This is a genomic window from Streptomyces europaeiscabiei (assembly GCF_036346855.1).
In the GTDB taxonomy this organism is placed as follows: Bacteria; Actinomycetota; Actinomycetes; order Streptomycetales; family Streptomycetaceae; genus Streptomyces; species Streptomyces europaeiscabiei.
Genome location: NZ_CP107841.1, coordinates 1,182,793 through 1,197,205, shown reverse-complemented (window position 1 = coordinate 1,197,205; position 14,413 = coordinate 1,182,793). Strand labels below are relative to the sequence as shown.

Below are 14,413 nucleotides of genomic sequence, written 5' to 3'. Positions count from 1 at the left end.
AACGCCACGCGAAGGAGTGGCAGTTGCCATGATGCTGACTCCTCACAGCCGTACGGATGCAGCCGTACCGATGTCGACCGCGGCCGACACTCCCGAGAGAAGTGATCGATGGTCTCCGAGCACTCCGATGAGACACAGGGCGACACGGGCGCCCTGGCATTGAAGATCCTCGTCGCCGGTGGATTCGGCGTCGGCAAAACCACCCTGGTCGGCGCGGTCAGCGAGATCAGGCCTCTGCGCACCGAGGAACTCCTGAGCGAGGTGGGCCAGTCGGTGGACGACACCGACGGGGTGGATCAGAAGGTCACCACCACCGTCGCCATGGATTTCGGGCGCATCACCATCAGGTCCGGGCTCTCGCTCTACCTGTTCGGCACACCGGGCCAGGACCGGTTCTGGTTCCTGTGGGACGAGTTGGCACAAGGAGCGTTAGGTGCCGTCGTCCTCGCCGACACGAGGCGACTGCAGGACTGCTTCCCGGCCGTGGACTACTTCGAGCACCGCCACATCCCGTTCGTGGTCGCCGTCAACTGCTTCTCGGGAGCCCGCGCGCACGACGCCCCCGACGTCTCCCGCGCCCTCGACCTCGACCAGGGCACCCCCGTGGTCCTCTGCGACGCCCGGGACCGAGACTCGGGGAAGGAAGTACTGATACGGCTCGTCGAATACGCCGGACGGATGCACACGGCCCGGCTGCTCGACTCCGTGGGCTGAACCGGCGTCAACACGCCCGTTCCTGGCCGGTTTCCGTCCCTTGACACCGCTGTTTCGGTTGGGGAAGCACCTGTTGTCGCCGTTCGGGAAGAAGAGCCGCCGTGCCTTGTCGGTCATCTTCCTTGCCATGTCCCCCTTCTGCTTGCTCCGACGGCAGCAGTGGGGAAGGCTGAATCGTCGGATCCTCCTTGCCAGGGGGGAACGACGAAACGGGGAGTAGGAACGATGGTGCAGAACGCGGGACTCGGTTGGCTGCTGGACGACCTGACCGAGCGCGTGGACCCCATACGGCACGCCTTGGTGCTGTCCAACGACGGGCTCGTCACCGCGGCGAGCACCGGCCTGCGGCGCGAGGACTCCGAACACCTTGCCGCGGTCTCGTCGGGACTGCACAGCCTCGCCAAGGGCTCGGGCCGCCACTTCGGAGCCGGTGGCGTACGGCAGACGATGATCGAGTTCGACGACGCGGTGCTCTTCGTCACCGCGGCCGGACCGGGTAGCTGCCTGTGCGTGCTCAGCGCCGCGGAGGCGGACATCGGGCAGATCGCCTACGAGATGACGCTGCTGGTGAATCGCGTGGGCGAGCACCTCCGAGTGGACGCCCGCCAGCCCGAACGCTCGGCCACGATAGACCGCTGACCTGCTGGTTTCATGGTTGCGGACAGAGTTATCCACAGGCCCGCCACGACTTTCGGCGAACGGGCTACGGTTTTTCCCGAGGCGAGCGCGAGACCGGCGCGAGCACCGCACCACACGGGGGAGAACCGTCATGTCCGGCGACACCGTCACACAGTCCGCCACACCCGCCACGATCATCGAGCCCGCCACGCTCACCACGCCGAGCGTCGCCGCGGCCGGAGCGACCGGCCGGACCCTCGCACTGAGCCGCGCCGCCCGCGAGCTGGGCCTGAAACGAAGCGAACTGGACCTCGCCGTACAACTGGGATGCCTGCGAACAGTAGTCGACGACCGAGGCCGAGGCCGTCGGATCACGCGGGCGGAGATCGACCGGCTCCGTGCCGAGGAGGGCTTCCCGGAAGCGCTGCGGGGACGGGTCGACGCCGTGGGTTCCCACGCGGCCGCCGAGATCCTGGGCGTGCCGCATTCTCGGTTCATGCGCCTCGCACGGCTGGGGTTGCTCACGCCGGTCACGTTCTCCCTGAACCGCTACCGCGCCGTGGTCTGGCTCTATCTGGCGGCCGAACTGCGACGGTTCGCGGCCGACGGGAAGAACGCCCGATGGCTGACGGGGCGTATGCCGGAGGACCGGAGGCGTCAGCTGGACGCGGGGCTGGACCTGCGCCCCCGGAACTGGCGAGGGCGGTATCTCGGATTCCTGCTGCGGCAGGCCGACGACTCCTGGAGGCGTGCCGCAGCCCCGGCCGCCCTGCTCGATCCGATCCAGGTCGCGGAGATCGTCGGGGACCCCTACGAGCGCGCCCACCTGAACCGCCACCGGCCCGCACGGGCCGACCACGGGCCGCCCGACTCGCCCGCCGCGCAGATCACCGCGCGGATCATGACGGCCGACGACCCCGATGAGATCGAATGGCTGCAAACGGACCTCCGGCAGTCCCTCGCCGAGGCCCGCGCCCACCGACTGGCACCGAGGCCCCGCCGGAAGGTGCCGGCGTCGAGCGCCGCCGCCCGGCACGAGACTCCGGTGGTGGCAGTGGGACCGGCGCCGCACCCACCCCAGGGCGGGCGGCGTCCCGGGAACCAGCAGCCGACGGCCGGCACGGCTCCCGAGGGGCGACGCGGCATGCTGGGCTGGCTCCGGCGCAGACACCACTGACCTGAACCGATCAGGCTCCGAGCTTGCGGAACAACCCTTCCTGGACGACCGACACCAGCAGACGTCCCTCCAGGTCGTAGATGCGGCCACGGGCCAGCCCGCGGCCACCCACGGCGATCGGCGACTCCTGGTCGTACAGGAACCACTCGTCCGCGCGGAACGGCCGGTGGAACCACATGGCGTGGTCCAGCGACGCCATGTCGAATCCACGGGGCCCCCAGAGGGGCTCGACCGGGATACGGACGGCATCCAGAAGGGTCATGTCGCTGGCGTACGTCAACGCACAGGTGTGCACCAGCGGGTCGTCCCCCAGAGGTCCCACGGCCCGCATCCACACCGCGCTGCGCGGCTCGGCGTTCTCGACCTCCTCGGGGGTCCAGCGCAGCCGGTCGACATACCGGATGTCGAAGGGCTGGCGCCGGGCCATGCGCTCCAACTGCTCGGGGAGCGCGCCCAGATGCTCGGTGATCTCCTGCGACACCGTCGGCAGCGACTCGGGGTCCGGAACCTTCCGGGCCGGCGGCAGCTGGTGCTCGAAGCTCCCCTCTTCAGGCTTGTGGAAGGAGGCGGTCAGATTGAAGATCGTGCGGCCCTGCTGCACGGCGGTGACCCGGCGTGTGGTGAACGACCGCCCGTCGCGGACCCGCTCGACCTGGTACACGATCGGCACCCCCGGACGCCCCGGGCGCAGGAAGTACGCGTGCAGCGAGTGCACCGGCCGGTCGCCCTCCGTGGTGCGTCCGGCGGCGACCAGCGCCTGGCCGGCGACCTGGCCGCCGAAGACCCGCTGCAGGGACTCCTGCGGGCTGCGCCCACGGAAGATGTTGACCTCGATCTGCTCCAGGTCGAGCAGGTCGACGAGCCGCTCGGCGGGGTTGGTGGTCATGTACGGGCCTCTCCTGTGCTCACAGCTGACCGACGTCGGTGACCTTGACGACGGCTCGTCCCTCTGTGTCGGAGGCCGCGAGGTCGATCTCCGCGCTGATGCCCCAGTCATGATCGCCGTTCGGGTCGGCGAAGGTCTGCCGGACGCGCCACAGCCCGTTCTGCGGCTCCTCCTCGATCATCAACAGCCGGGGGCCACGGGCGTCGGGGCCCGTGCCGAGCTCTTCGTACTCGTCCCAGTACTTGTCCATCGCCTCGCCCCACCGCTCGGCGTCCCAGCCGGACTCGGCGTCCATCTCACCCAGCTCGCCCACGTGATCGAGGGCGGCGAGCTCGACACGGCGGAACATGGCGTTGCGGACGAGAACCCGGAACGCGCGTGCGTTGGCGGTGACCGGCTTGACCTGGTCCGCCTTCTCCTGGGCCTCCTCGGCCGTCATCTCCTCGGGGTTGGCCAGCTTTTCCCACTCGTCGAGGAGACTGGAGTCCACCTGGCGCACCATCTCGCCGAGCCAGGCGATCAGGTCCTCCAGGTCGTCCGACTTGAGGTCGTCGGGGACGGTGTGATCGAGGGCTTTGAAGGCGCCGGCGAGGTAGCGCAGCACAATGCCCTCGGTGCGCGCCAGCTCGTAGTACGACGTCAACTCAGTGAAGGACATGGCTCGTTCGTACATGTCGCGGATCACCGACTTCGGCGACAGCGGATGGTCACCGACCCAGGGGTGACTCTTGCGGTACGTGTTGTACGCGTGGAAGAGCAACTCCTCCAGGGGCTTGGGGTAGCTGACGTCCTGGAGCCGCTCCATGCGGTCCTCGTACTCGACCCCGTCCGCCTTCATCGCTGCGACGGCCTCACCGCGCGCCTTGTTCTGCTGAGCGGCGAGGATCTGGCGCGGATCGTCCAGCGTGGACTCGACGACGGAGACCATGTCGAGTGCGTACGACGGGGACTCCGGGTCCAGCAGTTCGAACGCGGCCAGCGCGAAGGTGGACAGCGGCTGGTTGAGCGCGAAGTCCTGCTGGAGATCGACCGTCAACCGCACGATGCGGCCCTCGGCGTCCGGCTCGTCGAGTTTCTCGACGACGCCGCCGTCGAGGAGCGACCGGTAGATCGCGATCGCCCGGCGGATGTGCCGCAGCTGCTGCTTACGCGGTTCGTGGTTGTCCTCCAGCAGATGGCGCATCGCGTCGAAGGCGTTGCCCGGCCGGGCGATCACCGACAGCAGCATCGTGTGGGTGACACGGAAGCGGGAGGTGAGGGGCTCCGGGTCGGCGGCGATGAGCTTTTCGAAGGTGCTGTCGGTCCAGCCGACGAACCCCTCGGGCGCCTTCTTGCGGACCACCTTGCGGCGCTTCTTCGGGTCGTCGCCTGCCTTGGCGAGCGCCTTCTCGTTCTCGACGACGTGTTCGGGCGCCTGCCCCACCACGTAGCCCGCCGTGTCGAAGCCGGCCCGCCCGGCGCGGCCCGCGATCTGGTGGAACTCACGGGCGCGCAGCGTCCGCACCCGGTTGCCGTCGTACTTGGTGAGGGCGGTGAACAGCACGGTGCGAATAGGGACGTTGACACCGACGCCGAGTGTGTCCGTGCCGCAGATGACCTTCAGCAGACCGGCCTGGGCCAGCTTCTCCACCAGCCGCCGGTACTTGGGCAGCATGCCGGCGTGGTGCACACCGATGCCGTGCCGCACGTAACGGGAGAGGTTGCGGCCGAACTTGGTGGTGAAGCGGAAGTTGCCGATCAGCGCGGCGATCCGGTCCTTCTCCTCCCGTGTGCACATGTTGATGCTCATCAGCGCCTGCGCCCGCTCAACGGCCTGCGCCTGGGTGAAATGCACGATGTAGACGGGAGCCTGCTTGGTGGCGAGCAGCTCCGTGATCGTCTCCGTCAGCGGGGTCAGCACGTACTCGTAGGACAGGGGCACCGGGCGGGTCGCCGAGCGGACCACGGAGGTGGGGCGGCCGGTGCGCCGGGTGAGGTCCTTCTCGAACATCGCGACGTCGCCGAGCGTCGCCGACATCAGGATGAACTGGGCCTGCGGCAGCTCCAGGATCGGGATCTGCCAGGCCCAGCCGCGGTCGGCCTCCGCGTAGAAGTGGAACTCGTCCATCACGACCTGGCCGACGTCCGCGTGCTTGCCGTCGCGCAGCGCGATGGACGCCAGCACCTCGGCGGTGCAGCAGATGACGGGGGCGTCGGAGTTCACGGAGGCGTCGCCGGTGAGCATGCCGACGTTCTCGGTGCCGAAGATCTTGCACAGCTCGAAGAACTTCTCCGAGACCAGAGCCTTGATCGGGGCCGTGTAGAAGGTGACCTCGTCCCGGGCGAGGGCCGCGAAGTGCGCGCCCGCCGCGATCATGCTCTTCCCGGAGCCGGTGGGCGTCGACACGATCACGTTCGCGCCGGAGACCACCTCGATGAGCGCCTCCTCCTGATGCGGGTAGAGGGTGAGACCGCGTTCCTGGGCCCACGACTCGAAGGCTTCGTAGAGGGCATCGGGGTCGGCGGTCCGCGGCAGCTGATCGATGAGGGTCACGCCCCCATCTTGCCTGCCCGCGCGGCCGATGGGGGAATCGGATGCCGGACCGAAGATCGCGAACGCTACGCTGTGGCGCCGACGGAACGTCAGCGCACCTGGACAACTGGACAGCGGCACAAGGCGCCTGGACAGCGGCACGAACGGAATGGGACGGGGCAGGGCCATGATGGGACCAGCACACTCACTGTCGGGAGCCGCGGCCTGGCTCGGCGTAGGGGCGGCAGCGGCCGCCGCCGGGCACACGATGCCCTGGCCGGTCCTCCTGGTCGGTGCGCTGATCTGCGCGGGTGCCGCGCTCGCCCCGGACCTGGACCACAAGGCGGCCACGATCTCGCGCTCCTTCGGTCCCCTGTCACGCTGGGTGTGCGAGATCGTCGACAAGCTCTCGTACGCCGTCTACAAGGCGACGAAGAAGCAGGGCGACCCGCGCCGCTCGGGCGGGCATCGCACGCTCACGCACACCTGGCTGTGGGCTGCACTGCTCGGCGCCGGGGCCTCCGCCATCGCCATCACGGGCGGACGCTGGGCGGTGCTGGCCATCCTCTTCGTGCACATGGTGCTGGCCATCGAGGGTCTGCTGTGGCGGGCGGCCCGTGGCTCGAGCAGCGATGTGCTGGTGTGGCTGCTGGCCGCGACCAGTGCCTGGATCCTCGCGGGTGTCCTGGACAAGCCGGGCAATGGGGCGGACTGGCTGTTCACACAGCCGGGCCAGGAGTATCTGTGGCTCGGGCTGCCGATCGTGCTCGGCGCCCTGGTGCACGACATCGGGGACTCGCTGACCGTGTCGGGCTGCCCGGTCCTGTGGCCCATACCGATCGGGCGCAAGCGCTGGTACCCCATCGGCCCGCCGAAGGCCATGCGGTTCCGGGCCGGCAGCTGGGTGGAGCTGCGGGTGCTGATGCCGGTGTTCATGGTGCTCGGGGGAGTGGGCGCGGCGGCAGCGCTGAACTTCATCTGACGCGCCGCTCGGCCCCGGCCGAGCCCTTCGAAACCAGGTCAGCCGGACGGGGAACCCTCGTCCACGATGTGCATCGCCGCCTCCTCGGCGGAGGCGGCCGCCCCGTCGATGCCCACGTCGCTGGCGATCAGCCCGCTCTCCTCGTCCTCGTGCGCGCCCTCGTCGGGAGCGACGAGACGGCCGGAGCGGAGGTTGCCCACCTCGTTGTCCAGGGGCTCGCCGTCGGTGTCCTGGGAATCGCCGATGCCGTCCCCGTCGGGGTAGGCGATGTCCGGAAGCTCCTCGGCGAGGCGCTGCTCCAGGGTCTCGCCGCGCAGCCGCTCCGCCGCGGTCACACCGGTGTGCTCCACCGCCCATGGCCGCTCCGGTGGGGACCAGCCCCGGTCGAGGGGGTCGGCCACACCGTCGGCGACCAGGGTGTCCTCGGCGTCCAGCAGCCCCGCGTCGTCCTGGATCTCGGATCCGTCTGGCTGGTAGACGTCGTCTCCCCAACCGCCGGCTCTGTCCACGGGTACCTCCAGTGGTGGGACGGGCCCGGTGCCACCGCTTCGGCGACGGTGGGCGCGCGGACCGCTGGGCGACGGCCCGAACCCCGCGAACCGGGCGGCTCACGGGCGTCCCCCGAATCAGTGCCCACCACCAGCCTTCCACTCGCGTTCGGCACCGCGCAACGGCAGGGGGCGGGAGACCGCCGGACCACCAGGCCGCCGCCCGTCCTGGTCATGTCCGTTCCGGGCCCGGCGGCACGGCATGTCCCGTGCGGTCCCGCGACCGCTCGTGGCCCTGGTTCAGGCCGGCTCCCCGGCGAGAGCCACCGCACCCGCGACGGCCGTGGCCCCGTGCCGGTCAGCCGTGCCACGACCTCCACAGGGCGGCGTACGCGCCGTCCGCCTCGACCAGTTCGTCATGGCTGCCCAGTTCGCTGATACGGCCCTCCTCGACGACGGCGATGACGTCGGCGTCGTGGGCGGTGTGCAGACGGTGGGCGATGGCGACGACGGTGCGGCCGTCGAGGACGCGGGCCAGGGAGCGTTCCATATGGCGGGCCGCACGTGGGTCGAGCAGCGAGGTCGCCTCGTCCAGGACCAGCGTGTGCGGGTCGGCGAGGACCAGCCGGGCCAGCGCGATCTGCTGGGCCTGCGCCGGCGTGAGCGCGAACCCGCCGGAGCCGACCTCGGTGTCCAGCCCCTCGTCCAGTGCCTGTGCCCAGGTGTCGGCGTCGACCGCCCCCAGAGCCGCCCACAGCTCGGCGTCCCGCGCACCCGTGCGGGCGAGGAGCAGGTTGTCGCGCAGGGAGCCGACGAACACATGGTGTTCCTGGTTGACCAGCGCCACATGGGAGCGGACGTCCTCGGCGGGCATCCGGGACAGCTCCGCGCCACCCAGGGTGATGCGGCCGTCGCGGGGTGCGTAGATCCCGGCCAGGAGCCTGCCCAGGGTCGACTTGCCCGCGCCGGACGGACCGACGAGGGCGAGCCGGGTGCCGGGCGCGACCTCCAGGGACACCTTGCGCAGCACGTCGACGCCTTCGCGGTACCCGAAGCGCACCCGGTCGGCGTGGACATGGCGTCCCTCGGGGGTCACGGCCGGGTCACCCGCGTCCGGTTCGATGTCCCGCACACCGACCAGGCGCGCCAGCGACACCTCGGCGACCTGCAGCTCGTCGTACCAGCGGAGGATCAGGTTGACCGGGTCGACGAGCATCTGGGCGATGAGCGCGCCCGTGGTCAGCTGGCCGAGCCCGATCCAGCCCTGCAGGACGAACACCCCGCCGATGATCAGGACCGAGCCGAGGACCGTGGTGTGCGTGAGGTTGATGACCGGGAAGAGCACCGACCGCAGCCACAGTGTGTACCGTTCCCAGGCGGTCCACTCCCGGACGCGTTGGTTCGACAGGTCGATGCGGCGCGTGCCGAGACGGTGGGCCTCGACCGTGCGGCCGGCGTCCACGGTCTCCGCGAGCACGGCGGCGACGGCGGCGTACCCGGCGGACTCCGAGCGGTAGGCGGAGGGGGCACGCTTGAAGTACCAGCGGCAGCCGAGCACCAGCAGCGGCAGGGCCAGCAGTACGGCGAGGGCCAGTGGGGGTGCGGTCACGGCGAGCCCGCCGATGAGCAGGGCCACCCACACCACGCCGATCGCCAGCTGGGGCACGGCTTCGCGCATGGCGTTGCCGAGCCGGTCGATGTCCGTGGTGATGCGGGAGAGCAGGTCACCCGTGCCGGCGCGTTCCAGGACGCCCGGCGGCAGCCCGACCGACCGTACGAGGAAGTCCTCGCGGAGGTCGGCCAGCATCCGCTCACCGAGCATGGCGCCGCGCAGCCGCACCTCCCGTACGAAGACGGCCTGGACGACGAGGGCGACGACGAACACCGTCGCCGTGAGCTCCAGATGGAGTTCGCGCGCCCCGTCGGAGACGCGCTCGACGAGGGCGCCGAGCAGGTAGGGGCCCGCCATCGAGGCCACTACGGCGATCGTGTTGACGGTGATGAGCAGGACGAAGGCCCTGCGGTGCCGGCGGAACAGTTCGGCCACGTAGGCGCGTACGGTCGCGGGGGCGCCGACGGGCAGGGTGTTCGCGGTCGTCGGGGCGGACGGGTCGTAGGCCGGGGGCGCTACGCCGATCATGCGGTCTCCTCGATCTCTTCCAGTTCGTCCAGCACGTCGCTGAGGGCGGTCTTGCGGTCAGGCGGCCGACCCGCGAAGGCAGCCCTCCTGGCGGGCCCGGCAGCCGGAGCGGCCTTACCGTCGGGCCCGCCTGCGGACGCGTCCTTCGCCTCCGGCCCAGCAGCCGTCGCGGTCTCCTTCGGCTCCGGCCCGCCTCCCGGCACGGCCTTCGCTTCCGCACCGCTGACCCTTGTGGGTTCCGCGTCCGCCTCGCCGGTCGTTGCCGCCTGCCTCTCGGGCCCGTCGGCCGGGGCGGTCTCCTCGTCGGTCTCGCGGGTGACGACGGCTCGGTATCGGGGTTCCTTGTGGATGAGGTCGCGGTGCAGGCCGACCGCCGTGACCTTGCCCTCGTGTACCAGGACGACGTGCTCGGCGAGGTCCAGGAGGAGGGGTGAGGAGGTGAGGACGATCGTTGTGCTGCCCGCCCGCAGTGACCGGATGCCGTCGGCGACCCGGGCCTCGGTGTGCGAGTCGACGGCCGAGGTCGGCTCGTCCAGGACCAGTACACCCGGGTCCGTGATCAGCGACCGGGCCAGTGCGAGCCGCTGGCGCTGGCCGCCGGACAGGGACCGGCCGCGCTCGGTGATCCGTGCGTCCAGTGCGTCCTCGGCGCCGAGCGACCCCTGGATCAGGGCTTCCAGCACGTCACCGCACTGTGCGGCGGCCAGCGCCTCCTCGGTGGTGACCTCGCCCGAGGCGGGGACGTCGAGGAGTTCGCGCAGCGTGCCGGAGAGCAGCACGGGGTCCTTGTCCTGGACGAGGACGGCCGTGCGGGCGGAGTCGAGGGGCAGTTCGTCGAGCGGAACGCCGTCGAGGAGCACGGAGGTGCCCTCCTCGGTGGCATGGCCGCCCAGCCGTTCCGCCAGTCGTCCGGCCGCGTCCGGGTCGCCGCACACCACGGCGGTGAGACACCCGGCGGGAGCGAGCAGCCCGGTCGCCGGGTCGTACAGGTCCCCGGTGGGCACGGCGGCCTCGCGGGACCCTTCCGTGTCCGTGGCCCGTTCCAGAGACAGCACCCCGGCGGCCCGTTTGGCGGACGGACGGGAGAAGGAGTACGCCATCGCGATCTCCTCGAAGTGCCGGAGGGGGTATGCCAGCAGCATGACCGCGCTGTACACGGTGACCAGTTCGCCGATCGTGATCCGTCCCTCGCGGGCGAGACCCACGCCGTGCCAGACGACCGCGATAATCAGCAGGCCCGGCAGCAGGACCTGGACGCCGGAGATGAGGGCCCACATACGGGCGCTGCGGACGGCGGCGTGGCGGACCTCCTGGGAGGCCCGGCGGTAGCGTTCGAGGAAGAGCTCCTCGCCACCGATGCCGCGCAGGACGCGCAGGCCCGCGACGGTGTCGGAGGCCAGCTCGGTGGCGCGGCCCGCCTTCTCGCGCTGGAAGTCGGCACGCCGGGTCGCGCGAGGCAGCAGCGGCAGCACGGAGAGGGCGAGGACGGGGACACCGACGGCGACGATGATGCCGAGCGCGGGCTGGTAGACGACCAGGCCGACACAGATCAGCACCACGGTGAGGGCCGCCGCGGTGAACCGGGAGACGGCCTCGACGAACCAGCCGATCCTCTCGACGTCGCCCGTGGAGACCGCGACGATCTCACCGGCCGCCACCCGCCGAGTCAGCGCCGAGCCGAGCTGGGCCGTCTTGCGCGCCAGCAGTTGCTGGACGCGCGCGGCCGCGGTGATCCAGTTGGTGACCGCCGACCGGTGCAGGAAGGTGTCGCCCAACGCGATGGTGAACCCGCACAGCATCAGCAGCACGCCCGCGAGGGCGAGCCGGGAGCCGGAGCGGTCGACCACGGCCTGGATGGCGGAGCCGACGCAGAACGGGAGTCCGGCCACGGAGGTGAAGTGCAACAACCCCCATGCCAGCGCCTTGAACTGTCCGCCTAGCTGATTCCGGCCGAGCCACCACAGGAATCGGGGACCCGAGCGTGCGTCCGGCACACCAGGGTCCTTGTACGGAAGGTCTTGAATCTGCATGACGTCCCAGATGCTCGTGTCAGAGTGGGGGAGAAGTGGGGAGAAATAGGGTGGCGAGGGTCGACGACCGGCCGTGAAAGGTTCGCGTCGCAGCGCGGTCGGAAGCAAACGGTTTTCCGGCGCCGGGCAAAGTTTCGGCCTGGACCATCCGTGCGAGGCCCGGCCGGCGGGGCGGCGGGCGCATTCGTCCGGTGCACGGTGCGACGATGGACCGTATGCGAATAGGCGGTACGAGGCGGGGACGAACCGGCGTGGTGGGCGATGTGGATGCGGGCTGTGCGAACAGCAAGGGTGGGGTGAGGGGCACGGCTCGCGTCCGGCTCGCGGCGGTGGTCTGTGGTGCGCTGGTGATGCCCCTGGCGGCGTGCGGCGGTTCGGGCGGCACGAACGGCGGAGCCAAGGCCGACACGGGCGCCACGAAGTCAGGGGACAGGAGCGACCGTTCCGAGGCGCGAACCGAGGACCCGACCCGTATCCCGGACGTCGGCGACCGTCTCCAGAAGCAGATCCCCGCCGAGTCCCGCCAGGTCGTGGCGGTCTACGGGGAGGGCGAGAACGACGCCGACGCCACGGTCGTGCTGTACACGAAGAGTGGATCCACCTGGAAGAAGGCCCGCAGCTGGGAGGGGCACAACGGCAAGAAGGGCTGGACGGCCGACCATCGGGAGGGCGACCGGCGCAGCCCCGTGGGGGTGTTCACGCTCAGCGACGCGGGAGGCGTCCTCGCCGACCCGGGTGCCAAGCTCCCGTACAGTCGGTCGGCGTCGTTCCAGGCGCCGCACTACTGGGCCAAGTCGCACTGGCACGACTTCGACTATGTGATCGCCATCGACTACAACCGAGTCAAGGGCACCTCGCCGATCGACCCGACGCGCCCCGAGGGCCAGTCGAAGGGCGGCAGCATCTGGCTGCATATGGACCACGGCAGCGGCACCTCGGCCTGCGTCAGTCTGTCCAAGTCAGGTATGGAGTACCTGCTGCGTACCCTCGACCCGGCCCGGCACCCGGTGATCGTCATGGGAGACAGGGCGGAGCTGAAGGCCTGACCCACCAGGCACCGCCGCACGCTCGCCGGGCACGTGCGTGCACTCTTGTGGCCGGAGATCTCATTGCGGAGGGGTGCCGACTCCCCGTAGAACTCCGGCCATGAGAAGTCGGATCATCATGTCCGTGCTCACCGGAGCGGCCCTCCTGGTGAGTACCCTCCTCGGGGCCGCCCCAGCCCGATCCGCCGACATCCCCGCAGAGTTCGGCACCGACTGGCACGACCCCATCACGGCAGCCCCGCCCGTCACCCGACCCGACCACGCCAAGTCGTGCGAAGTGACGGTCGCCGAGGCGCAGTTCAGGGACTTCACGCCGTACCGGGGTACCTATGCGCCGCCGCAGGGCTGCGGCAAGAGGTGGAGCAAGGTCGTCCTGCGGCTCGACGGCAAGGTGAAGGGCCGCCAGTTCGACCGCCTCGGCCATCTGCACATCGGCGGCGTCGAGGTGTTCCGGACGTCCACACCGCAGCCCTCGCCCGACGGGATCGAGTGGTCCGTGGAGAAGGACGTCACTCGCTACGGCGACACCCTGCGCACGGCACAGCCGGTCGAGATGCTCATCGGCAACGTCGTGGACGACACGTACACCGGAATCCTCGATGTCAAGGTCACCCTGACCTTCTACGCGGGCAGGCCCGACGCCGAGACGGCGAAGACCGTCCCCGACCGCGTCCTCACCCTCCAGGACGGCAACACCCTCACCACCCCGCGCAACAGCGAGCGCGTCGTCGCCGAGGTGTACGCGACCGGTTCCGGCGGCGGCTGCGAGGAGTACTGGTATCTGACGGTGCCCGAGGAGGCTCCGTACTCATGCAAGGCGGACGAGGGGCCGTACCGGGAGGTGCAGATCGCGGTGGACGGGCAACTGGCCGGAATCGCCGCCCCGTTCCCGAACGTCTGGACCGGCGGCTGGTCCAACCCCTTCCTCTGGTACGTCGTCCCCGGACCCCGCGCCTTCGACATCCAACCCCTCCGCTATGACCTGACCCCCTTCGCGGGCCTCCTCAACGACGGCCGCCCGCACCGGATCGAGGTCTCCGTCGTCGGCGTGCCCGAAGGGCAGACCGGCTGGAGCACCCCGGTCAACGTCCTCGTGTGGCAGGACGCGGAGAGAGCGCATGTCACCGGCGCCCTGACCAAGGTCCAGGCGGGCGGCCTCGCGACCTCGTCCACATACACGCCCGGCGCGGAGCACCGCCTCGACACCGAGGGCAACCACCGGCTGACCGTCGCCGGGTACGTGGACACCTCGCACGGCCGGGTGACGACGACCGTGCGTCGGAGCCTCGTCAACACCTCCACGCACACGTGGTCGGACGGCGAGAACCCCGACGCGCTCGACGCGAGGTGGAGCGACGACGAGACGGTCACCGTCGACGGCCGCGGACCCGCCCGGACGGCGCGCGTCAAGCGGTCGTACACGATGGACGGAACGACGACGCTCGGCGCGGGCGACCGGCTGCGGACCGTGCTCACGCTCGGCGACCGGGCCACGGTCACCGAGACGCGGGGCGGACGACGTACCGCGTGGTCCTGGCTCGACGACACCTACACGGGTGACGCCACGTACACGGCGAACGTGCCGCGTGACCAGCGGCATGCGGTCGGGACGACGAGTGAGCGCTACCGAACGCACGGATCGGGCGGGTGCTACGACCGTTCGCTGGTCTCCGTACAGGGAGTGCTGACGGAGGACCGGATGGGCTGTTGAGGCCGAATGCGTGCGATGTGACGTCTGTTCGATGATTTACATCGACGAAACGCGGCGGTCTTCCCCGCGAGCGAGAACTCCCCGATAGTGATCGGCGCGGAAGCACTTT

11 protein-coding genes are annotated in these 14,413 nt (G+C 70.3%); 6 read left to right on the top strand and 5 right to left on the bottom strand.

Annotated features, from left to right (window positions below; translation table 11 throughout):
• The first annotated feature begins 108 nt into the window (after window positions 1–108).
• The 3 genes from OG858_RS05470 (at window position 109) to OG858_RS05460 (ending at window position 2,509) form a co-directional block, all read left to right on the top strand.
• Window positions 109–714 carry a GTP-binding protein gene (locus OG858_RS05470; RefSeq protein ID WP_319262182.1) on the top strand — a complete coding sequence of 202 codons (606 nt, stop codon included), beginning with the start codon at window positions 109–111 and terminating at the stop codon, window positions 712–714.
• 225 nt (window positions 715–939) lie between these two features.
• Window positions 940–1,353 (top strand): roadblock/LC7 domain-containing protein, encoded by a 414-nt coding sequence (locus OG858_RS05465; protein WP_086747491.1) that lies wholly within the window; start codon window positions 940–942, stop codon window positions 1,351–1,353.
• A 130-nt stretch (window positions 1,354–1,483) separates the two neighbouring features.
• Window positions 1,484–2,509: a DUF6397 family protein gene (locus OG858_RS05460; RefSeq protein WP_086747492.1), complete on the top strand. Its 1,026-nt coding sequence runs from the start codon at window positions 1,484–1,486 to the stop codon at window positions 2,507–2,509.
• 10 nt (window positions 2,510–2,519) lie between these two features.
• Here the strand turns inward: OG858_RS05460 and OG858_RS05455 are convergent, their stop codons facing one another.
• On the bottom strand, window positions 2,520–3,395 hold the full coding sequence (locus OG858_RS05455; protein ID WP_005475120.1) for an acyl-CoA thioesterase: 876 nt from the start codon (window positions 3,393–3,395) through the stop codon (window positions 2,520–2,522).
• A gap of 19 nt (window positions 3,396–3,414) precedes the next feature.
• Complete coding sequence (locus OG858_RS05450) at window positions 3,415–5,928, bottom strand: DEAD/DEAH box helicase (protein WP_086751687.1); 2,514 nt, start codon at window positions 5,926–5,928, stop codon at window positions 3,415–3,417.
• 166 nt (window positions 5,929–6,094) lie between these two features.
• Here OG858_RS05450 and OG858_RS05445 point away from each other — a divergent pair, with 166 nt between their 5' ends.
• A complete protein-coding gene (locus OG858_RS05445; RefSeq protein ID WP_086751685.1) occupies window positions 6,095–6,889 on the top strand; it encodes a metal-dependent hydrolase in 795 nt (264 codons plus the stop codon).
• A 38-nt stretch (window positions 6,890–6,927) separates the two neighbouring features.
• Here the strand turns inward: OG858_RS05445 and OG858_RS05440 are convergent, their stop codons facing one another.
• The 3 genes from OG858_RS05440 to OG858_RS05430 all read right to left on the bottom strand — a co-directional run bounded on the left by OG858_RS05440 (window position 6,928) and on the right by OG858_RS05430 (window position 11,547).
• The gene (locus OG858_RS05440) at window positions 6,928–7,398 is read right to left on the bottom strand and encodes a DUF5709 domain-containing protein (RefSeq protein WP_086751683.1); all 471 of its coding nucleotides are present in this window, start codon (window positions 7,396–7,398) and stop codon (window positions 6,928–6,930) included.
• A 337-nt stretch (window positions 7,399–7,735) separates the two neighbouring features.
• The gene (locus tag OG858_RS05435) at window positions 7,736–9,517 is read right to left on the bottom strand and encodes an ABC transporter ATP-binding protein (RefSeq protein ID WP_319065093.1); all 1,782 of its coding nucleotides are present in this window, start codon (window positions 9,515–9,517) and stop codon (window positions 7,736–7,738) included.
• On the bottom strand, window positions 9,514–11,547 hold the full coding sequence (locus OG858_RS05430) for an ABC transporter transmembrane domain-containing protein (RefSeq protein ID WP_328545098.1): 2,034 nt from the start codon (window positions 11,545–11,547) through the stop codon (window positions 9,514–9,516). The genes OG858_RS05435 and OG858_RS05430 overlap by 4 nt, the downstream gene beginning before the upstream one ends.
• Window positions 11,548–11,897: 350 nt before the next feature.
• On the opposite strand from OG858_RS05430, the gene OG858_RS05425 reads away from it, so the two are divergent.
• Together OG858_RS05425 and OG858_RS05420 are read left to right on the top strand one after the other, a co-directional pair.
• Window positions 11,898–12,593 (top strand): L,D-transpeptidase family protein, encoded by a 696-nt coding sequence (locus OG858_RS05425; RefSeq protein WP_179201326.1) that lies wholly within the window; start codon window positions 11,898–11,900, stop codon window positions 12,591–12,593.
• A 100-nt stretch (window positions 12,594–12,693) separates the two neighbouring features.
• Entirely contained in the window at window positions 12,694–14,304 is a 1,611-nt protein-coding gene (locus OG858_RS05420) for a peptide-N4-asparagine amidase (protein ID WP_328545099.1), read from the top strand.
• Window positions 14,305–14,413: the final 109 nt, after the last annotated feature.

Coding starts and splice junctions, on each gene's coding strand:
- OG858_RS05435 (WP_319065093.1), bottom strand. CDS start 9,517: ATGATCGGCGTAGCGCCCCCGGCCTACGACCCGTCCGCCCCGACGACC.
- OG858_RS05420 (WP_328545099.1), top strand. CDS start 12,694: ATGAGAAGTCGGATCATCATGTCCGTGCTCACCGGAGCGGCCCTCCTG.
- OG858_RS05465 (WP_086747491.1), top strand. CDS start 940: ATGGTGCAGAACGCGGGACTCGGTTGGCTGCTGGACGACCTGACCGAG.
- OG858_RS05430 (WP_328545098.1), bottom strand. CDS start 11,547: ATGCAGATTCAAGACCTTCCGTACAAGGACCCTGGTGTGCCGGACGCA.
- OG858_RS05470 (WP_319262182.1), top strand. CDS start 109: ATGGTCTCCGAGCACTCCGATGAGACACAGGGCGACACGGGCGCCCTG.
- OG858_RS05460 (WP_086747492.1), top strand. CDS start 1,484: ATGTCCGGCGACACCGTCACACAGTCCGCCACACCCGCCACGATCATC.
- OG858_RS05425 (WP_179201326.1), top strand. CDS start 11,898: ATGCCCCTGGCGGCGTGCGGCGGTTCGGGCGGCACGAACGGCGGAGCC.
- OG858_RS05445 (WP_086751685.1), top strand. CDS start 6,095: ATGATGGGACCAGCACACTCACTGTCGGGAGCCGCGGCCTGGCTCGGC.
- OG858_RS05455 (WP_005475120.1), bottom strand. CDS start 3,395: ATGACCACCAACCCCGCCGAGCGGCTCGTCGACCTGCTCGACCTGGAG.